The following is a 21238-nucleotide window of genomic DNA, read 5'->3' as shown; positions in this document are numbered from 1 at the left end:
CGCCGATGGTAGTTGGGGGCTTCCCCCTGTGAGAGTAGGACGTCGCTAAGCAATTTGAAGTCATGGATGTATTCCATGACTTTTTTTATTTAATGAAGTATTTATAAAATGATATAATAAATTAAACTATTTCCATGCTAACTTAATGACTAATTCATTGAACAATATATATATTGGGCTAGATAATGGAGGAATCAACATGGGGCGTAACATTTTTTCTGCTCTTTCGATCTTGTGTCTACTACTAACATTTTTTATGTTTGGTTATGATTCAACGAAATGGTATGGGGGTTTTTTTACATTTCTCTATGATGCAAATATGTTTATGCCTTTTATTCTAGGTGCTCTAGGCATTGTCAGTGCCTTACTTGGCATTAAAGGTCATCGTATGGTTCTTGTTGTTCTTCATTTGTTTATACTACTATTATTTTTAGGCATCTATTTAAAAACTTTTTATGGTTATAATGAATCTTAATCAAAACTGTGGATATGAATCTGCAGTTTTTTACTATTTAAAGAACAACATTCATATGTTCTTACATACTTCCTAAAGCAACTAAAGGTATAATGAAGTATGAGTGATGATGATATAAAACATGTAGTGGAAAGGAAGAAAAAGTTGGCGAAAAAGCAAATTTGGTATGAGGTACAAGAAAACGAATCAATAGAGGATTGTTTAGCAAGAATGCGGCAGGATGGCTATATGGCCATTGGACGAAAAGAAGAGCCGCTTTTTCATATAGTTAATGGTGAACCAACTTATTTGCGTCAAAAAATTCAATTTAAAGCTATACCTGTTCAAGAAATTGTGTGATTTTGACCAAAATCCGAACGTTTTTTTTGCACTTATAAAAAATGTTCGCATTTTTGCATTGACGATAAGACAATCACTTGTTAAAATGTGATAAGGAAAAACAAAATAAATCCCACATATATGCTAGAGAATTGGCTCTAGTGTCTCTACCCGGCACCGTAAATGCTGGACTATGCGGGAAAGCGCTTTTGGCATTAATACAAGAAGGTCGATGTACAATTGAGTACATGGAAATATTCTTGTCCTAATAAGTCCTCAAGTAAGCTGCTTTCACGTGTAATGGTAGAGAGTAGTTTATTTGGGGATTTTCTTTGTGAAAAATATAAGAATTGCAGTAGCTATTAAAAATAGAGGCTTGCACAATAATTGATCATTTTTCTATCGTTTAAAAGGAGCGACAATTTATGAATCCGAAAATCGGTGTCATTATGGGTAGTTCAAGTGACTGGGAAACAATGAAACATGCATGTGATATTTTAGATGAATTACAAGTACCGTACGAAAAAAAGGTTGTATCTGCGCATCGTACACCTGATTTAATGTTTGAATATGCAGAAACAGCTCGCAAGCGAGGAATACAAGTAATTATCGCTGGAGCAGGTGGTGCTGCACATTTACCAGGAATGGTCGCAGCTAAAACTACGTTACCTGTAATTGGTGTACCGGTTCAATCACGTGCACTTAACGGACTAGATTCACTTTTATCCATCGTTCAAATGCCTGGTGGTGTACCTGTAGCAACAGTAGCTATTGGCAAAGCGGGAGCAACCAATGCAGGATTACTTGCAGCTCAAATTTTGTCTACAACAGATACTGAACTTGCTAATCAATTAGATGCTAGACGTGAAGCAACAAAACAGCAAGTATTAGAAAGCACAGGTGACTTAGTGTGACGAAGATTATTTATCCTGGACAAACGATAGGTATTATAGGTGGAGGTCAGCTTGGTCGGATGATGGCACTCGCTGCAAAAGAGTCTGGTTTTAAAATTGCTGTTCTTGAACCTGCAATGGACTCACCATGTGGACAAGTAGCGGATATTCGTATTGTGGCTCCATATGATGATGAAGCTGCATTAGAAGAGCTTGCAGAAGTAAGTGATGTCATCACGTATGAATTCGAAAATATTGATTTTGAAGGCTTAAAACGTTTATCACAAATGGCTTACGTTCCTCAGGGAGCTGAGTTGGTACGCGTTACACAAAATCGTGTAACGGAGAAAGAAGCCATTGTGAAAGCTGGTTGTCCAGTAGCACCATATATTGTTGCAAAAACTTATGAAGAATTAGTAGCCAATATTGATTCGATTGGTTATCCTTGTATAGTCAAAACAGCAAGAGGTGGTTATGATGGCAAGGGTCAGCAGCTTTTAAAATCAACTGAGGATTTACCTTTAGCGAAAGAACTATTCACACATTCTCAATGTATTGCAGAAGGATTTGTTCCTTTCATTAAGGAAGTCTCAGTCATTGTTCAAAGAAATGGTCATGGTGAATCGTATTGTCAGCCAGTTGGAGAGAACATTCATGTTCATCATATTCTGCATGAAACAATTGTGCCTGCTCGCATATCTGAAAGCACAGCTCAAGCTGCGGAACGAGAAGCTTTAAAAATTGCAGATTACTTACATTTAATAGGAACGCTAGCGGTAGAAATGTTTGTGTTAGAAGATGGTGGCATTGTTATTAATGAATTAGCGCCAAGACCTCATAATTCTGGTCACTATTCAATAGAAGCGTGTAATGTTTCACAATTCCATCAGCATATTCGTGCTGTTTGTGGTTGGCCATTACGAAAGCCACAACTTTGGGCACCATCCATTATGGTCAATGTATTAGGGCAGCATGTCGTGCCACTTAGTAACTCAATTGCTAAATATCCTGAATGGTCCATCCATCTTTATGGGAAAGATGAAGCTAAGGTCAACCGTAAAATGGGCCATGTAACGATTATGACAAAAGACTTAGAGGAAACACTACAACAAATCGAGAGTTCTGACATCTGGTCAGAATAGAAGGAGATTCGCGATGATTGAACGTTACACAAGACCCGAAATGGGCGCAATTTGGACAGAACAAAATAAATACCAAGCTTGGCTAGAGGTTGAAATTTTAGCTTGTGAGGCTTGGGCAGAATTAGGGGATATCCCAAAAGAGGACGTAGCTAAAATTCGCGAAAATGCTTCATTTGATGTGAATCGCATTTTAGAAATTGAACAAGAAACTCGTCATGACGTTGTAGCCTTTACTCGTGCTGTTTCGGAAACACTTGGTGAAGAACGTAAATGGGTACACTATGGTTTAACTTCTACAGACGTAGTGGACACAGCACTTTCTTATTTAATCAAACAAGCAAATGATATTTTACGCAAAGATATCGTGAATTTCATTGATATTATTGCTGCTAAGGCGAAAGAGCATAAACACACAGTCATGATGGGCCGTACACATGGCGTTCATGCAGAACCAACAACTTTCGGTTTAAAACTTGGTTTATGGTATGAAGAAATGAAGCGAAACCTTGAACGCTTTGATGCAGCAGCAAAAGTAATTGAAACTGGGAAAATGTCTGGAGCTGTTGGAACATATGCCAATATCGATCCTCGTGTTGAGCAATATGTTTGCGATAAATTAGGACTTGCAGCATCACCGATTTCAACACAAACTTTACAGCGTGACCGTCACGCACAATATTTTAGTGCACTAGCTTTAATCGCTACATCTATTGAAAAATTTGCAACAGAAATTCGCGGTTTACAGAAGTCTGAAACACGCGAAGTGGAAGAAGCTTTTGCAAAGGGACAAAAAGGATCATCAGCAATGCCACATAAACGTAATCCAATCGGTTCTGAAAACATGGTTGGTATGTCACGTTTAATGCGCGGATATATGGTGACAGCTTATGAAAATGTGGCTTTATGGCATGAACGTGATATTTCACATTCATCTGCAGAGCGCGTTATTTTACCGGATGCAACAATTACGCTTAACTATATGCTAAATCGCTTCGGTAATATTGTGAAAAACTTAACAGTATTCCCTGAAAACATGAAACGTAACATGGGTCGCACATTTGGGCTTATTTATTCTCAACGCATCTTGTTAGCTTTGATTGATAAAGGATTAGTACGTGAGGAAGCTTATGATACTGTACAGCCTTTAGCAATGCAGGCATGGGACGAGCAAGTTCAGTTCCGTACATTAGTCGATGCAAGCGAAAAAATCACATCTTATTTAACTAAAGAAGAGCTGGATGAGTGCTTTGATTACAACTATCACTTACAGCATGTTGATATGATTTTTGAACGACTAGGACTTAACTAATATTTATTTAGCTAACTTAAATAAATGTTAAAGCCACCAGTAAATGTTTCAGAGTTGGATCGTGGAGACACGGTTCAATTCTGAACATTAATACAAGCGTATCTCATAATATCAGGGGGAAAAACGACATGACTAAAGGTCAACTTTTGTATGAAGGTAAAGCTAAAAAATTGTATACAACTGAGGAGCCAAATGTGCTACTTGTTGAATACAAGGATAGTGCGACAGCATTCAATGGTGAAAAAAAAGAGGAAATTGAAGGCAAGGGCATTTTAAATAATCGCATTACTTCATTAATTTTCGAAAAATTACAAGCTTACGGAATTGCGTCACATTTCGTAAAACAGTTATCGGATACGCAACAACTTGTAAAAAAAGTAGAGATTATTCCGATTGAGGTTGTCGTTCGTAATATTGCTGCAGGAAGTTTAGCAAAACGTCTTGGTCTTGGAGAGGGAACATCTTTAAAGCGACCAATCGTCGAATTTTATTATAAAGATGATGCGTTAGGCGATCCACTCATTACAACCGAGCATATTGACGTTCTTGATCTTGCGACACCTACTGAAGTAACAGCTATTTATGATGGGGCGCTAGCCGTTAACAAAGTTCTACAGCCAATCTTTGCAGATGTCAATGTGACACTAATTGATTTCAAATTAGAATTTGGTCGTGATACGGACGGCAATGTATTATTAGCAGATGAAATTTCACCAGATACATGCCGACTTTGGGATGCAACAACAAAGCAAAAGTTAGACAAAGATGTTTTTCGTCGAGACCTTGGTAATTTAACTGAAGTTTATACTATTATACTTTCTAGACTCGGAGGCAAATAACAATGAAAAAAGTAAAAATCTATGTAACATTACGTGAGAGCATTCTTGATCCACAAGGCTCTGCAGTACAAGGTTCTTTAGCTAAAATGGGCTACGGTGAAGTAGAAGATTTACGTATCGGTAAATATCTTGAACTAACAATTAACGATACAGAACGTGACATTGATACGCTAGTAAAAGAAATGTGTGAAAAGGTTTTAACGAACGTTGTAATTGAGGACTACCGTTACGAAGTCGAGGAGGCTAACTAATCATGAAATTCGCAGTACTCGTATTCCCTGGGTCAAACTGTGATATCGATATGTATCATGCGATTAAAGACGAGCTAGGTGAAGAAGTAGAATATGTATGGCATACAGCAACAGATCTAAGTGGCTTTGATGGCGTATTAGTACCTGGAGGCTTCTCCTATGGGGATTATCTTCGTTGTGGTGCAATGGCTAATCAATCTAACATTATGGAAGAAGTTAAGAAGGCAGCAGATGCTGGTAAACCTGTACTAGGTGTATGTAATGGTTTCCAAATCCTTACGGAAGCAGGTTTGTTACCAGGAGCTTTACTGCGCAATAAAGACTTAAAATTTATGTGCCGTACAGTACAGCTAAAAGTTGAAAACAACAATACATTATTCACAAATCAATATGAGCAAGGTCAAATCATCAATATTCCAATCGCACATGGTGAAGGTAATTACTACTGTGATGAGGAAACTTTACAATCACTAAAAGATAACAATCAAATCGTATTCACATACTCAGGTGACAATCCAAACGGATCTTTAGAAGATATCGCAGGGATTATAAACGAGCGCGGCAATGTATTAGGGATGATGCCACACCCAGAGCGAGCTGTTGATGCACTGGTGGGCGGTGCAGACGGTCTAGCAGTATTTAAATCAATTGTGAAGCAGTGGAGGGAAAATCATGTCAACAACTAAGTTTGAGCCAACAGCACAGCAAATTAAAGACGAAAAGCTATACGCTGGTATGGGGATGTCAGACGAAGAATTTGCATTGGTAGAAGGTATTTTAGGACGTCTGCCTAACTGGACAGAGACAGGTCTTTTCTCAGTAATGTGGTCTGAGCACTGCTCTTACAAAAATTCAAAGCCAGTATTACGTAAATTCCCTACAAAAGGGCCTCAAGTTTTACAAGGACCAGGGGAAGGGGCAGGTATCGTTGATATTGGTGACGAACAAGCAGTAGTATTTAAAATGGAATCACATAACCATCCATCTGCTATTGAGCCTTATCAAGGGGCTGCAACGGGTGTGGGCGGCATTATCCGTGATGTTTTCTCAATGGGTGCGCGTCCAATTGCCATGCTAAACTCACTACGTTTTGGTGAATTAAAATCTGCACGTGGTAAGTATCTATTTGAAGAAGTAGTAGCTGGTATTGCAGGCTATGGTAACTGTATTGGAATTCCGACAGTTGGTGGCGAAATTCAATTTGATCCTTGCTATGAAGGTAATCCTCTTGTAAATGCAATGTGTGTTGGTTTAATTGACCATAAAGATATTCAACGAGGTATTGCAGCAGGGGTCGGTAATACAGTTATGTACGTTGGTGCAAAAACAGGTCGTGACGGTATTCATGGTGCGACATTTGCCTCGGAGGAATTGACAGAGGAATCAGAAAACCAACGTCCAGCAGTACAAGTAGGGGACCCATTCATGGAGAAACTTTTACTTGAAGCATGTTTAGAAGTTGTAAAATCTGATGCTTTAGTTGGTATTCAAGATATGGGTGCAGCTGGTCTTACTTCTTCTTCAGCAGAAATGGCTTCAAAGGCTGGTTCTGGTGTAGAAATGAATTTAGACTTAGTGCCTCAACGTGAGACAGGAATGACAGCGTACGAAATGATGTTATCTGAGTCTCAAGAACGTATGCTATTAGTTGTGAAAAAAGGTCGCGAAGATGAAATTAAAGCGATTTTCGATAAATATGATTTAGATGCAGTAGCAATCGGTCAAGTAACGGATGATAAAATGCTTCGTCTTTTACACAATGGACAAGTAGTGGCAGAAGTACCTGCTGATGCGTTAGCGGAAGATGCACCTGTTTATCATAAGCCATCTGCTGAACCTGCATACTATGCTCAGTTCCAAGCAATTGAAAACACAGAACCAGTTATTACAGATTATAAAGAAACGTTAAATGCTCTATTAAAAGCACCGACAATTGCTTCAAAAGAATGGGTATACGATCAATACGATCATCAAGTACGTACGTCAACAGTTGTTAAGCCAGGATCTGACGCTGCCGTTATCCGTGTACGTGGTACAAATAAAGGTTTAGCAATGACAACAGACTGTAACTCTCGCTACATTTATCTAGATCCAGAAGTGGGCGGTGCTATCGCAGTAGCTGAAGCAGCTCGTAATATCGTTGCAACCGGTGGTACGCCACTTGCTATTACAGATTGCTTAAACTTTGGTAATCCAGAGAAACCAGAAATCTTCTGGCAAATTGAAAAATCTGCTGACGGTATTTCTGCTGCTTGTACAGCATTAAATGCGCCAGTAATTGGTGGGAACGTATCACTATATAATGAACGTTCAGGCGAAGCGGTTTATCCAACCCCAACAATCGGTATGGTTGGTCTTATTGAAGACTTAGCTCATGTCACAACTCAGGATGTAAAAGCTGCAGGGGATATCGTATTTGTGATTGGTGAGACAAAAACCGAGTTTGGTGGTTCAGAGCTTCAAAAACTATTAAATGGTGGCGTTATTTCAGGTAAAGCACCAGCCATTGATTTAGAAGTTGAAGCGGCACGTCAGCAAGTTTTATTAAAGGCTATTAAAGCTGGACTTGTACAATCTGCTCATGACGTTGCTGAGGGTGGTCTTGCTGTAGCTATTGCTGAAAAAACATTCGGTGCAAACGGCCTTGGTGTTGACATAACATTAACTGGCTCTGCTACAACTGCATTATTCAGTGAAAGTCAATCTCGTTTTGTTGTAACAGTAAAAGAAGAAAATGCTGCTGCATTTGTAGAAATCATCAAAGATGCTCAAAAAATTGGTGTCGTAACAAACGATGCACTTGTTAAAATCAACGGGGACAAAGGTGTGCTTGTAGAAGGTACAGTGGAGGAATTCCGTTCTAATTGGAAAGGAGCAATCCCATGCTTGCTGAACTCAGAGGCTTAAACGAAGAATGTGGGGTGTTTGGTATTTGGGGTAACCCAAGTCCAGCACACCTTAGCTATTACGGGCTTCATGCTCTTCAACACCGTGGACAAGAAGGGGCTGGAATCGTCGTTTCAGACGGACAGCATCTTCGCGCGGTGAAAGGCGAAGGACTAGTTAATGATGTTTTCAACGAAGATAAATTAAAGGCAGTAAACGGCAAAGCAGCTATTGCGCATGTCCGTTATACGACTGCTGGTGGTGGTGGTATCGAAAACGTACAGCCATTATTATTCCATTCCTCAACTGGTAGCCTTTCAATTGCCCATAACGGTAACTTAGTCAATGCGACACATTTAAAACAGTATTTGGAGCGTCAAGGTAGTATTTTTCATTCTAGCTCTGATACAGAAGTGCTGGCGCATCTTATTAAGAAAAGCTCGCACTCACCATTCCGTGCGAAGGTGAAAAATGCCCTTTCTTTATTAAAGGGTGCGTACTCTTTCTTAATTATGACAAAGGATGAAATGCTTGTTGCACGTGATCCACATGGTTTACGTCCTCTATCTCTTGGAAAGCTAGGAGATGGCTGGGTGGTAGCTTCTGAAACTTGTGCATTTGATTTAATTGGCGCAGAATTCGTTCGTTCTGTTGAGCCAGGAGAGTTAATCATTATTAACGATGAGGGTGTAAAATCAGATCGTTTTGCTGATATGGAGAAACGTTCTATGTGTGCGATGGAGTATGTATATTTAGCACGTCCTGATTCGGATATTGACGGTATTAACGTTCATATGGCACGTAAACGTATGGGGAAACAGCTTGCCCGTGAATGTGCGCATATCGAGGCTGATGTTGTAACAGGTGTACCTGATTCAAGTATTTCAGCAGCGATTGGTTTTGCAGAAGAAAGTGGTATTCCTTATGAACTAGGTCTTATTAAAAACCGATATGTTGGTCGTACTTTTATTCAGCCGACACAAGAATTACGTGAACGTGGTGTGAAAATGAAGCTTTCACCAGTTGTTCAAGTCGTAAAGGGTAAACGAGTAGTAATGGTGGACGATTCCATTGTACGAGGCACAACATCACGTCGTATTGTCAAAATGTTAAAAGATGCTGGCGCTGCAGAGGTTCATGTTGTGATTTCTTCACCCCCAATGACAAATCCTTGTTATTATGGCATTGATACATCAACACATGAAGAACTTATTGCTTCTAGTCATAAAGTAGATGAGATTCGTGAAACAATCGGTGCGGATTCTCTGACGTTCCTTTCTGTTGAAGGTATGGTAGAGACAATTGCACGACCATATGAAGATGACAACCGTGGACTTTGCCTAGCTTGCTTTACAGGTAAATATCCAACTGAGATTTTCCCGGATACCATCTTACCACATGAAAAAGAACTATTACGTTAAGAAAACCATCGCAACGGATTAGTGATATCTAGAAGGCTGTACAACATTTTCTAGGATAATTAGGCGATTTGGATAATAAGGAGGAACTCTGCGTGTCAAAGGCATATGAACAAGCAGGTGTAAATATTGAAGCGGGCTATGAAGCCGTAAAACGAATGAAGTCTCACGTTGAACGTACGAACCGTCTAGGTGTAATGGGAACGTTCGGTGGCTTTGGTGGCATGTTTGACTTGTCAGAACTTCATCTTAAAGAACCTGTTCTTATTTCAGGTACTGATGGTGTAGGAACAAAGTTAAAGTTAGCCTTCATGGTAGATAAGCACGATACAATTGGTGTTGACTGTGTAGCAATGTGTGTCAATGATATTGTTGCACAAGGAGCGGAACCACTGTACTTTTTAGACTATGTAGCTCTTGGAAAAGCAGAGCCTGCAAAAATCGAACAAATTGTTAAAGGTGTTGCAGATGGCTGTGTGCAATCTGGTGCGGCACTAATAGGTGGAGAAACTGCGGAAATGCCTGGACTTTATGAAGAAGATGAATATGATTTAGCTGGCTTTGCAGTAGGTGCTTGTGAAAAATCTGCCATTGTTACAGGTGAAAAAATTGTAGAAGGCGATGTGCTTGTTGGGATTGCATCAAGTGGTGTACATTCAAACGGTTATTCTTTAGTACGTAAAATTGTCTTTGCAGATCATGATTATGCGGTGGATGCCATTGTAGAAGGCTATGAAGATTTAGGGCCAATCGGTGAGGCGCTTCTAGTACCAACAAAGCTATATGCTAAGCCAGTATTAGCAGCTTTAAAGGCAGCAGATGTACATGGTTGTGCACATGTTACGGGTGGAGGTTTCTATGAAAATCTACCACGTATGATGCCAGAAGGACTAGCAACTGAAATAGACCTAGGTTCTTGGCCAGTATTACGTATTTTTGACTTCCTAAAAGATAAAGGTCAGTTAGAAGATAAAGATTTATATAATGTATTTAACATGGGTATTGGTTTTGTGATAGCTGTTCCAGCAGATGAAGTTGATAAAGTAATCGCTGCAGTAGAATCAAATGGAGAAAAAGCTTATACAATTGGTCGCGTTGTAGAAGGTGAAGGAGTAGTATTCAATGGCTCACATGATGGGAGTTTAGTGTAATGACTGCACCAACAAAAATCGCCGTGTTTGCATCAGGCAGCGGTAGTAATTTTCAAGCCATTCAAGAGGCCATTGAATGCGGTGAACTGCATGCAAAGGTTGAACTAGTGGTGACAGATAAGCCTGGGGCATTTGTAATGACACGTGCTGAAAACTTTGGGATTCCTGTGTTAGCATTAAACCCAAAAGAGTTCGCATCGAAGGCAGCTTATGAGACAGCTATTATCGAAGCTTTACGTAAACGCGATGTGAAATGGATTGTGCTTGCAGGGTATATGCGATTAATTAGTGACGTATTATTAGCCGCCTTTCCGCAACGAATTGTTAATATTCATCCTTCATTATTGCCAGCATTCCCTGGGAAGGACGCCATTGGACAGGCAATCAACCATGGTGTGAAGATTACAGGTGTAACCGTGCATTTTGTTGATGAAGGGATGGATACTGGCCCGATTATCGCGCAGGCTGCTGTACTTGTCATTGAAGGGAATCGAGAGGCAACAGAAGCTGAAATTCATAAGCAAGAGCATCTATTATATACAAAGGCTTTACAGCAATTATTACAATAACTGAAGGAAGAGTTAGGTCGAGAACCTTACTCACCAAGTAAGACCTAACTCTAGTAATCTTATAGAAGCAAGTTAGTTCGTGGTAAGCACGATAAAAATTAGGAGGATATTGTTGTGACAAAACGTGCATTAATCAGTGTTTCCAATAAAGATGGTATTTTAGAATTTGCAAAGGAATTAGTAGCATTAGGTTATGAAATTTTATCAACTGGCGGTACAAAAAAAATGTTACAGGACAATGCGGTAGCTGTAACAGCAGTAGATGAAGTAACGAAGTTTCCTGAAATTTTAGATGGTCGTGTGAAAACATTAAATCCAATGATCCACGGTGGTCTATTAGGAAAGTTTGACGATGCGTCTCATCAAGCACAAATGAATGAGCATGGAATTGAGCCAATTGAGATTGTATGTGTCAATCTTTATCCATTTGTTGAAACAATTTCAAAGCCTAATGTAACATGGGATGACGCGATTGAAAACATTGATATCGGTGGCCCAACAATGTTACGTTCTGCTGCAAAAAACCATCAATATGTAACAGTAATCGTGGATAGCAATGACTATGCAACAGTATTAGAGGAACTGAAAGCAAACGGCGCTACAACAATTGAAACACGTCGTAAATTAGCTGCGAAAGTTTTCCGTCACACAGCCGCTTATGATTCTTATATTTCAAACTATCTGACAGAAGAAGAATTCCCAGAGAGCTTAACAATGACATATGAATTAAAGCAAAACTTACGCTATGGTGAAAACCCGCATCAAAAAGCGGCATTCTACCAAAAACGTCTTGGTTCTGACTTCTCATTAGCCTATGCAACACAATTACATGGTAAAGAGTTATCCTACAACAATATTCAAGATGGTAATGCAGCATTGCAAATTGTGAAAGAATTTGAAATGCCAGCCGCTGTAGCGGTGAAACATATGAATCCATGTGGCGTTGGAACAGGTGTCACATTAGAGGGAGCATTCGATAAAGCTTATGAGGCAGATTCAACATCTATTTTCGGTGGTATTATCGCGTTAAATATGGAAGTAGATGCAGCAACTGCCGAGAAGCTAAGTCATATTTTCTTAGAAATTATTATTGCGCCTGCATTCTCACAAGAAGCGTTAGACATTTTAACGAAAAAGAAAAATATTCGCTTACTAACTATTCCATTCGAGCAAGCGAAACAAGATCAATTTAATGTAGTATCTGTTGAAGGTGGCCTTCTTGTACAAGAGCCAGATCGCTATGGCTTTGGCAATGCAGATATTAAAGTTGTCACAGATCGTGAACCAACAGAACAGGAGTGGGAAGCACTTCAGCTTGGTTGGTCTGTTGTCAAACATGTTAAATCTAATGCGATTGTTGTAACAGATTCTCAAATGACACTTGGTGTTGGTGCAGGTCAAATGAACCGCGTAGGTGCAGCTAAAATTGCTTTTGAGCAAGCTGGAGAAAAAGCAAAAGGTGCTGCACTAGCATCAGATGCATTTTTCCCAATGAGTGATACGGTTGAAGCAGCTGCAACGGCAGGAATTACGGCTATTATTCAACCAGGTGGCTCAATTAAAGATCAAGATTCCATTGATAAAGCAAATGAATATGGTATTGCTATGGTATTCACTGGCGTACGTCATTTTAAACACTAATTGACTAAACTGATAGGCAATAAAACAGACCGAGATGTTGGTTCATCTCGGTCTTACTCACAAAGAGGAGGATTCTCTAAAATGAATGTATTAGTAATTGGAAGCGGCGGTCGTGAACATGCAATCGCTAAACAATTTAGCATTTCCCCATCTGTTAACAAAGTATTTGTAGCGCCTGGGAATGATGGTATGCGGGACGAGGTAGAGGTTGTTGCTATTGAAACAATGGACTTTGCAGGGCTTGCTCAATTTGCCAAAGAAAATGATATTGCTTTAACATTTGTAGGTCCAGAACAGCCACTTGCTGAAGGCATTGTCGATTTCTTTACAGCACGTGGTTTGCGTATTTTTGGCCCTACAAAGATTGCCGCTCAAATAGAAAGCAGTAAATCCTATGCCAAAGAAATAATGAATAAGTATAATATTCCTACAGCAGCACATGAAACGTTTACTGAAGCAGAAAAAGCAATAGCCTATATTAAAGAACAAGGAGCGCCAATTGTTATTAAAGCAGATGGTTTAGCTGCTGGTAAGGGCGTTGTTGTAGCGATGACAGAGAACGAAGCGATTGAAGCTGTCGAGGATATGATTGGGAACCAACGCTTTGGTGAATCTTCTTCACGTGTAGTCATCGAGGAATTTTTAGATGGGGAAGAATTCTCCTTCATGTCCTTTATTCATAAAGGCCAAATTTATCCAATGGTTATTGCACAAGATCATAAACGTGCATATGACGGCGATCAAGGGCCAAATACTGGAGGTATGGGTGCATATTCACCAGTACCACAAATCGCACAAGAGGTAGTCGATATCGCTTATCAAACGATTGTAGAACCTACTGTTAAAGGCATGGAGGCTGACGGAGCTTCCTTTACAGGTATTTTATATGCAGGTTTAATTTTAACGAAAAAAGGTCCTCAGGTTATAGAATTTAATGCTCGTTTTGGTGATCCAGAAACGCAAGTAGTTTTACCACGCATGGTTTCTGATTTTGGTGCATTTATGATGGCGTTAATGGATGAACAGCCATTTGATTTACACTGGTCAGAAGAAGCAATGCTAGGTGTTGTCATTGCAGCAGAGGGCTACCCAGGTGATGTTGAAAAAGGCAAGGCATTACCGAATTTAGAGGCACTTTCAAACTCATATGCAGTATTCCACGCAGGTACAAAATTAGTAGACGGCCAATTTGTTGGCAATGGTGGTCGTGTACTGTTAGTTGGTGCAAAAGCCTCTACATTACAGGAAGCACAGGAAAAAGTTTATGCTGGCATTGCAACGGAAACATGGGATCATTTTTTCTTCCGTAAAGATATTGGCTGGCGGACGTTTAAGTAAATAGTAGATTTTACAAAAAATTAAAATATTTTTTGAAACCTCTTGTCGTTTCAAACGTAAGAGGTAAGAGCCGTCTCAATATTGATTGGGACGGCTCCTTTGACTAAGAAGGATTCTGAGCTTTATTCGTTGAAGATTGGCTACTACTTGAGGAATTTTGAGCTGAAGAGCTGGTGTCAGATTGCTTTGAAGCGTTGGCTTGTGAACCTGAAGAATTGCCAGCTATTGCAGAGGAGAAATCCTTCATGAGCTTATCTATTTGCTCAGAAGACATAGAATTTTGCCCACTGAACATACTTTGCATAGAGGTGTTCATGGCATTCTGCATATTGGAGCTCATGATAGCTTTCGCTGGACAATATTTAAAGAGTCCCTCTGCCATTTTCATGGCACCTAATGCAATCATCAATCGACCTTTTGTACAATTAGGATCTCTAGAAACTTTAGCGATACCAAATGCTGTCAAACTTGTACCCATGGCGAAACGACAAAATGCATTTTTTTCGCTTAAATTTGCTTGCTGCATCATCATACTTCCTCCTTTAGTCATTGTGGAAAAAATAAGCGAGGTGCACTTTGCTTTATGAAAGTGCTGTGTTACGATTGAAACAAGATGATTGCATAAAGCATAAGTTTTATGAAAATATGCGGTTATGCAGTAGTAGTATGTGATTTCAAATTGGATTTACACAATGAAAAATTACGTAATTTAGGAAGGAGCGAATAGCATGGATCCAGTATGGAAAATAACAAAAATACGTCAGCAATTAGCAGTAATTGATGGGAAAAAGGCACCAGATATTGTGCTGAAGAATGCACGATACTTGCATAGTATGTTGAAACAATGGGTAGTAGGAAACATTTGGATTTTAGGGGATCGCATTGTCTATGCTGGTGACAGAATGCCTCCTTTAATAGAAGGAACAGAAGTGATGGATTGTACAGGAAAAACAATTGTGCCAGGCTATATAGAGCCACATGTACACCCATTCCAACTGTATCACCCACAGTCATTTGCAGATTTTTGCGGACAGCTTGGGACAACAACTTTTATTTCCGACAATTTAAGCTTTGTTTTATCTTTAGAAAATAAGAAAGCGTTTTCAATATTAGATAATTTAAAAAAGTTGCCATTTTCATTTTATTGGTGGACTCGCTTTGATTCACAAACTGAATTGGAGCAAGAGGAAGAAATTTTCGCTAACACATCCATATTAGAGTGGCTAGAGAGAAGCGATGTCTTACTTGGTGGAGAGTTGACAGGTTGGCCGAAGCTGTTGCATGGTGATGATCAAATGCTTTATCGTATGCAAATGGCAAAAGGTCTAGGAAAAAAAATTGAGGGACATTTCCCTGGAGCATCAGAGAGAACATTGGCACGCATGAAATTACTCGGTGCAGATGGTGATCATGAGGCAATGACAGTAGAAGAAGTGGAGCGTCGTATTATGCAAGGCTATGCTGTGACGTTACGTCATTCTTCCATTCGTCCAGATTTACCACATTTGCTAAAGGGAATAGTAGAAAAAGAGCTTCCTATTTTTGATCATTTAATGATGACAACAGATGGCTCGCCACCTTCATTCCATGAGGACGGTGTGATGGATAAATGCATTCAAGCAGCCTTAGATGCCGGGGTATCTCCAATTGATGCCTACCAAATGGCTTCTTATAATGTGGCACGCTATTATAATATGTCCAATTTGCATGGTTTTATCGCAACAGGACGTTTTGCTTCCATTAATATTTTACAAGATGAATATCATCCCGTTCCAGAAAGCGTCTTATCAAAGGGTGTTTGGTTGAAGCGTGATGGGGAACGTGTGCATAGATTAGCAGCAATTGATTATTCTGCTATCCCAGCACTAGATTTAGATTTTTCATTAGATTCACAGGACTTCCAGTTCTCTATGCCGTTTGGGATTGAATTGATAAATGATGTTATTACGAAGCCTTATAACTCTTTCATTACGAGAGAAGGTCAGCTTGGGAATCACGATGAGTGCTATTTAATGCTAATTAACCGAGAAGGGAAATGGCATGTGAATACAATGATTAAAGGATTTGCGACAGGTGTTCAAGGCTTTGCATCCTCCTATTCAAACACGGGTGATATTTTGTTAATCGGGAAAAATAAAGACGATATGATCAAAGCTTTTGAAGAAATGAAGGCTATGAACGGCGGTATTGTTCTTGTAGAAAAAGGCGAAGTGATAGCGGACATCCCATTAACAATCGGTGGACTTTTATATGATGGTGATGTCTTATCTTTAACAGAGAAAGAAAAGGCTTTAAAACAAGCTTTAGCTGAACGAGGCTATCAACTTGGAGATGCTATTTATACGCTATTATTTTTACAGTCCACTCATTTGCCATATATTCGCATAACACCAAAAGGGATTTTCGATGTGATGAAGAATAAGTTATTATTACCTGCTGTTATGCGCTAATTTATGAAAGTGTTTCAGTTGTTTAACAATTACAGTCAGGTGTAATTGTTCAAAGGAGAGGTTTGCTTGTGTTCAAATCGAAGAAATTTTTGATTGCTATGGCATTTAGTGCTTTGGTGATTGGGGGATGTTCAAAGGATACACCAAAGGTCAAAGAAACAGATGAAAATATAGTGGAGGAAGAAACAGTAGTAAAAGAAACTGTTCAACAACCAGAATTTGTGGCGCCTCTTACTGGGGAAGCAGTGCAAGAAGAAATCACGCAGCGCCCCATTATTGTAACAATCAATAATCATCCAGCAGCACGTCCACAATCAGGATTAGCTGCTGCGGATTTGATTTATGAAATGCTTGCGGAAGGCAATGTGACACGCTTTTTAGCAGTATATCAAAGTGAACTGCCTGAAAATATTGGTCCAGTTCGTAGTGCACGCTCTTATTTTATTGATATGGCAAAGGGATTCAATGCTTTTTACGTAGCACACGGCTATAGCCCAGAGGCGAAAACGATGCTTGATAACCGAATAGTCGATCATATCAACGGTATGGCTTATGATGGAATACTTTTTGACCGCTCTAGCGATCGTGTTGCTCCACACAATTCATATATTACATCAGAAAATATCATAAAAGGTGCTGAAATGGTAGGTGCTTCAATGAATTACAGTGAAAAAGTACTTCAGGCTTTTTATGAACCCGATGAACGTGGTAAAATAGGCATTGAAACAAGTCAAGTTGACATTTACTATGGAAATAATGAAGATTTCCACAACTCGTATGTGTATGATCATCAAAGTAATCACTATGAACGACAATCGGCTGGCGTGGACACAAAGGATATGTTAACAGACGAAACATTGTCATTAGCAAATGTTCTATTCTTAGAAATGGATCATCAAACAATGGATGATGTTGGTCGTCAAGCAATTGATTTAACTTCTGGTGGAAATGCTTACGTATTTCAAAACGGCTATTTGAGGGAAGTCAAATGGGCTAATGTTAATGGAATACCAATGGCTGTAGAGCAAACAGGGGAGCCTGTAAAGCTTGTACCAGGAAAGTCGTGGGTTCATTTCGTACCATCTTCACCAGGGTTAGAAGCAATGGTGAAAACGCAGCCTTAAAAGGAGGAAAATTGCATGCAAATCGAAAAAATTCGGGGGCATCAAACAGATCAATTATTTAAAGCAGTGTTGGAGCTGAAAGATATCGAAGAATGCTATAAGTTTTTTGATGATTTATGTACGATTAGTGAAATTCAATCGTTGGCACAACGCTTTGAGGTTGCACATTTACTACGTTTAAAGAAAACCTACGAATCGATCAAAAAGGAAACAGGTGCAAGTACTGCAACTATTTCACGTGTTCGTCGCTGCTTCGATTATGGAAATGATACATATGATGAAATGTTAGGTCGTTTGTATCCTGATGAAAAACCGTTTCAAGCACCAAAATAATAGTAGGGAAAGAGGCTGGGTAGAAGTTCTACTCAGTCTTTTTCATTTTTTTGTCGTTAATCATAAGCTATACTTGTAAACGAGTAGATAGAAAATGATAGGTGGTAAAATAGATGGATTATTTAGAATGGAGACATGTGTTCAAGCTAGATCCGGCAAAGGACATTTCAGATGAAACATTAGAAAAAATTTGTGAGTCAGGCACAGATGTCATTTTAGTAGGTGGTACCGATAGTGTGACATTAGATGGTGTATTAGATTTACTTGTTCGCGTACGTCGTTTTGAGGTGCCGATCGCGCTTGAAATTTCTACGATTGATGCGGTAACACCAGGCTATGATTATTATTTCATTCCAACAGTGTTAAATAGTGATGACCCAAAGTGGATTAAGAATTTACACCATGAGGCTATTAAGGAATACGGCGATATTATGGTGTGGGATGAATTGGTAGCAGAAGGATATTGTATCTTAAATCCTAATTGTAAGGTAGCAGAAGTGACAAATGCAAAAACAGATTTATCAACTGACGATGTCATTGCCTATGCACGTATGGCTGAAAACTTCTTTAAATTGCCTGTATTTTATGTAGAGTATAGTGGTACTTATGGTGATATTGAAGTGGTAAGTGCTGTGAAAAATGAGTTGAACAATACGAAACTATTTTATGGTGGAGGAATTACATCTGCAAAGCAAGCAGAGGAAATGGCAAGACATGCAGATACAGTAGTAGTTGGGAATATCATTTACGAAGATTTAAAAGCTGCACTTGCGACTGTTAAGGCTGTTAAAAATACGTTATAATTTTAGAACAAATGTTTGTAAGGCGGTGCGAAATGGAACAGTTAACAAAAAATTTACTTGCAGGTATGAATCCTGAACAGGAAAGAGCAGTCAAAACAACTGAGGGACCGTTACTAATAATGGCGGGTGCTGGGTCAGGAAAAACAAGAGTATTAACCCATCGAATTGCTTACTTAGTCGTAGAAAAGGAAGTATATCCTTCAAAAATTTTAGCCATAACGTTTACGAATAAAGCAGCCCGTGAAATGCGCGAGCGTATTGATGGTATTCTTGGCAATGGTACTAGCGATAGTATGTGGGTATCTACTTTTCACTCGATGTGTGTAAGAATTTTACGTCGTAATATCGATCAACTAGGCATATCGCGTAATTTCTCCATTCTAGATTCTACTGATCAGCTATCAGTGATCAAAAATGTGATGAAGGATGAGAATATTGATCCAAAGCGTTTTGAGCCACGAGCTATTTTAAATGCCATTAGTTCAGCTAAAAACGAGTGTATAACGGCAGACGATTACGCTGGACAAATGAACGATAAAAATCCTTATGAACAAACCGTTGCACGTGTCTATAAAGGCTACGAGAAAAGATTGCGTCGCAACCAGTCCCTTGATTTTGACGATTTAATTATGACAACGATCACGTTGTTCAAACGTATACCAGAAGTGCTTGAATACTATCAAAATAAATTTCAATATATTCATGTGGATGAATATCAGGATACAAATAAATCACAATATTTACTTGTACAGTTACTGGCTAAGAAATTTAAAAATATTTGTGTTGTAGGAGATTCCGATCAGTCCATTTATCGTTGGCGTGGAGCGGATATTGGCAATATTCTATCATTTGAAAAGGATTATCCTAATGCCAAGGCAATTATGCTTGAGCAAAATTATCGTTCAACTAAACGCATCCTACAAGCAGCCAATGACGTCATTCAAAATAATACAACACGTTATCCAAAAGAACTGCGCACAGAAAACGCAGAGGGTGAGAAAATTGCCTTATACAAAGCTTATAACGAGCAAGAAGAAGCGCAGTTTGTTGTACAAACGATTCAACAGTTGATCGAAAAAGAAAATCGTTCATTTGATGATTTTGCCATTTTATATCGTACGAATGCTCAATCACGTGTGATGGAGGAAGTGCTTGTAAAGTCTAATATGGCCTATCAAATAGTGGGCGGAACAAAGTTCTATGATCGAAAAGAGATAAAGGACTTACTAGCTTATTTAAGACTGATTGCCAATAATGACGATGACTTATCACTTGCACGTATTATTAATGAACCAAAGCGTAGTATTGGCGCTACATCCTTTGAAAAAATGGCACGCTATGCGATTGACCAGGATCGTTCCATTTTTGATGCTATGAATGATCTTATATTCATGGGGCTTTCCGGAAAAGCTGCAAACTCAGCTGAGCAGTTTTATGCAATGATTAAAGGCTTTACAGAAATGCAAGATTATTTATCTGTCACTGAAATTGTGGAGCAAGTTATTGATAAATCAGGTTATCGTGCAATGTTACAAAACGAAAAAACGATTGAAGCCGAAAGTCGTTTAGAAAATATTGAAGAGTTCTTATCCGTTACAAAGGCTTTTGAGGAGCGAAGTGATGATAAAAGCTTAATTGCCTTTTTAACAGATTTAGCACTAATTGCTGATATCGATGCACTCGATAAAGAAGATGAATCCAAGGGCAATATTATTTTAATGACGATGCATGCGGCTAAAGGCTTAGAGTTTCCTATTGTCTTTATTATCGGTATGGAGGAAAACATCTTCCCACATTCTCGCTCTTTAGATGATCAGGACGAAATGGAAGAAGAGCGTCGTCTCATGTACGTTGGCGTGACACGTGCAGAAGAACGTCTATATTTAACATGTGCACAAAGCCGAACAATTTTTGGTCGTTCAAGTTTTAATATTGCCTCAAGATTTTTAGGGGAAATTACAGAAGACATTACAGAATCAATTTCCAAGGCAGGTACTAACTCAAATATACCGTTTGCCACTAGCAATCGTTCAACAGGTAGCTATCAAAAACGGACACTTGGGGCTATTCAACAAACACAGCCTGCTACAGCACGTTTACAAGCAACGGGTGGAGACCAATTTGGCTGGAAGGCTGGAGATAAGGCTATCCATAAAAAGTGGGGAACAGGTATGGTTGTTAGTGTAAAAGGTGAGGGTGATAGTACAGAGCTTGATATCGCTTTTCCACAACCAATTGGTATTAAGCGATTACTAGCTCAATTTGCACCGATTGAAAAAGCGTAAGCGGAGGAACGTA

Annotated in this window: 20 protein-coding genes and 1 riboswitch; of the genes, 19 read left to right on the top strand and 1 reads right to left on the bottom strand. The window is 39.2% G+C overall.

What is annotated here, in order from left to right:
• Positions 1 to 199 precede the first annotated feature (199 nt).
• The 14 genes from GJU32_RS19455 (at position 200) to purD (ending at position 14230) form a co-directional block, all read left to right on the top strand.
• The gene (locus GJU32_RS19455) at positions 200 to 475 is read left to right on the top strand and encodes a hypothetical protein (RefSeq protein WP_155593577.1); all 276 of its coding nucleotides are present in this window, start codon (positions 200 to 202) and stop codon (positions 473 to 475) included.
• A gap of 144 nt (positions 476 to 619) precedes the next feature.
• The gene (locus GJU32_RS19450; RefSeq protein ID WP_155593576.1) at positions 620 to 814 is read left to right on the top strand and encodes an NETI motif-containing protein; all 195 of its coding nucleotides are present in this window, start codon (positions 620 to 622) and stop codon (positions 812 to 814) included.
• 94 nt (positions 815 to 908) lie between these two features.
• A riboswitch (purine riboswitch) is annotated at positions 909 to 1007 on the top strand.
• A gap of 211 nt (positions 1008 to 1218) precedes the next feature.
• Complete coding sequence (gene purE, locus GJU32_RS19445; protein WP_155593575.1) at positions 1219 to 1707, top strand: 5-(carboxyamino)imidazole ribonucleotide mutase; 489 nt, start codon at positions 1219 to 1221, stop codon at positions 1705 to 1707.
• Positions 1704 to 2828 carry a 5-(carboxyamino)imidazole ribonucleotide synthase gene (gene purK, locus GJU32_RS19440; protein ID WP_155593574.1) on the top strand — a complete coding sequence of 375 codons (1125 nt, stop codon included), beginning with the start codon at positions 1704 to 1706 and terminating at the stop codon, positions 2826 to 2828. The genes purE and purK overlap by 4 nt, the downstream gene beginning before the upstream one ends.
• A gap of 13 nt (positions 2829 to 2841) precedes the next feature.
• Entirely contained in the window at positions 2842 to 4137 is a 1296-nt protein-coding gene (gene purB / locus GJU32_RS19435) for an adenylosuccinate lyase (protein ID WP_155593573.1), read from the top strand.
• A 128-nt stretch (positions 4138 to 4265) separates the two neighbouring features.
• Positions 4266 to 4976, top strand: coding sequence for a phosphoribosylaminoimidazolesuccinocarboxamide synthase (gene purC / locus GJU32_RS19430; RefSeq protein WP_155593572.1), 711 nt, complete (start codon positions 4266 to 4268; stop codon positions 4974 to 4976).
• Between the two features lie 2 nt (positions 4977 to 4978).
• Positions 4979 to 5227, top strand: coding sequence for a phosphoribosylformylglycinamidine synthase subunit PurS (gene purS / locus GJU32_RS19425; protein ID WP_155593571.1), 249 nt, complete (start codon positions 4979 to 4981; stop codon positions 5225 to 5227).
• 2 nt (positions 5228 to 5229) lie between these two features.
• Entirely contained in the window at positions 5230 to 5913 is a 684-nt protein-coding gene (gene purQ, locus GJU32_RS19420; protein WP_155593570.1) for a phosphoribosylformylglycinamidine synthase subunit PurQ, read from the top strand.
• Positions 5900 to 8134, top strand: coding sequence for a phosphoribosylformylglycinamidine synthase subunit PurL (gene purL, locus GJU32_RS19415; protein ID WP_155593569.1), 2235 nt, complete (start codon positions 5900 to 5902; stop codon positions 8132 to 8134). The genes purQ and purL overlap by 14 nt, the downstream gene beginning before the upstream one ends.
• Entirely contained in the window at positions 8110 to 9534 is a 1425-nt protein-coding gene (gene purF / locus GJU32_RS19410) for an amidophosphoribosyltransferase (protein ID WP_155593568.1), read from the top strand. Before purL ends, purF begins: the two co-directional genes overlap by 25 nt.
• A gap of 92 nt (positions 9535 to 9626) precedes the next feature.
• The gene (gene purM / locus GJU32_RS19405; RefSeq protein WP_155593567.1) at positions 9627 to 10682 is read left to right on the top strand and encodes a phosphoribosylformylglycinamidine cyclo-ligase; all 1056 of its coding nucleotides are present in this window, start codon (positions 9627 to 9629) and stop codon (positions 10680 to 10682) included.
• The gene (gene purN / locus GJU32_RS19400; RefSeq protein WP_155593566.1) at positions 10682 to 11251 is read left to right on the top strand and encodes a phosphoribosylglycinamide formyltransferase; all 570 of its coding nucleotides are present in this window, start codon (positions 10682 to 10684) and stop codon (positions 11249 to 11251) included. The genes purM and purN overlap by 1 nt, the downstream gene beginning before the upstream one ends.
• 114 nt (positions 11252 to 11365) lie before the next feature.
• Complete coding sequence (gene purH, locus GJU32_RS19395) at positions 11366 to 12892, top strand: bifunctional phosphoribosylaminoimidazolecarboxamide formyltransferase/IMP cyclohydrolase (RefSeq protein ID WP_155593565.1); 1527 nt, start codon at positions 11366 to 11368, stop codon at positions 12890 to 12892.
• Positions 12893 to 12973: 81 nt separating this feature from the next.
• Positions 12974 to 14230 carry a phosphoribosylamine--glycine ligase gene (purD, locus tag GJU32_RS19390; protein WP_155593564.1) on the top strand — a complete coding sequence of 419 codons (1257 nt, stop codon included), beginning with the start codon at positions 12974 to 12976 and terminating at the stop codon, positions 14228 to 14230.
• Between the two features lie 103 nt (positions 14231 to 14333).
• On the opposite strand, the gene GJU32_RS19385 is transcribed toward purD, so the two are convergent.
• Positions 14334 to 14759 carry a YgaP-like transmembrane domain gene (locus GJU32_RS19385; RefSeq protein WP_155593563.1) on the bottom strand — a complete coding sequence of 142 codons (426 nt, stop codon included), beginning with the start codon at positions 14757 to 14759 and terminating at the stop codon, positions 14334 to 14336.
• 199 nt (positions 14760 to 14958) lie between these two features.
• Between GJU32_RS19385 and GJU32_RS19380 the strand changes: the two genes are divergently transcribed.
• From GJU32_RS19380 to pcrA, 5 genes are all read left to right on the top strand, one after another.
• On the top strand, positions 14959 to 16680 hold the full coding sequence (locus GJU32_RS19380) for an adenine deaminase C-terminal domain-containing protein (RefSeq protein WP_155593562.1): 1722 nt from the start codon (positions 14959 to 14961) through the stop codon (positions 16678 to 16680).
• Between the two features lie 68 nt (positions 16681 to 16748).
• Complete coding sequence (locus tag GJU32_RS19375) at positions 16749 to 17804, top strand: DUF3048 domain-containing protein (protein WP_155593561.1); 1056 nt, start codon at positions 16749 to 16751, stop codon at positions 17802 to 17804.
• Positions 17805 to 17819: 15 nt separating this feature from the next.
• On the top strand, positions 17820 to 18137 hold the full coding sequence (locus GJU32_RS19370; protein ID WP_008173656.1) for a YerC/YecD family TrpR-related protein: 318 nt from the start codon (positions 17820 to 17822) through the stop codon (positions 18135 to 18137).
• Positions 18138 to 18250: 113 nt separating this feature from the next.
• Positions 18251 to 18940, top strand: coding sequence for a heptaprenylglyceryl phosphate synthase (pcrB, locus tag GJU32_RS19365; protein ID WP_155593560.1), 690 nt, complete (start codon positions 18251 to 18253; stop codon positions 18938 to 18940).
• Between the two features lie 32 nt (positions 18941 to 18972).
• Entirely contained in the window at positions 18973 to 21225 is a 2253-nt protein-coding gene (gene pcrA / locus GJU32_RS19360) for a DNA helicase PcrA (protein ID WP_155593559.1), read from the top strand.
• Positions 21226 to 21238 lie beyond the last annotated feature (13 nt).

The sequence above is a fragment of the Lysinibacillus cavernae genome, assembly GCF_009724685.1.
Lineage (GTDB): Bacteria > Bacillota > Bacilli > Bacillales_A > Planococcaceae > Lysinibacillus > Lysinibacillus cavernae.
This window is presented reverse-complemented; position numbering and strand designations above follow the sequence as displayed.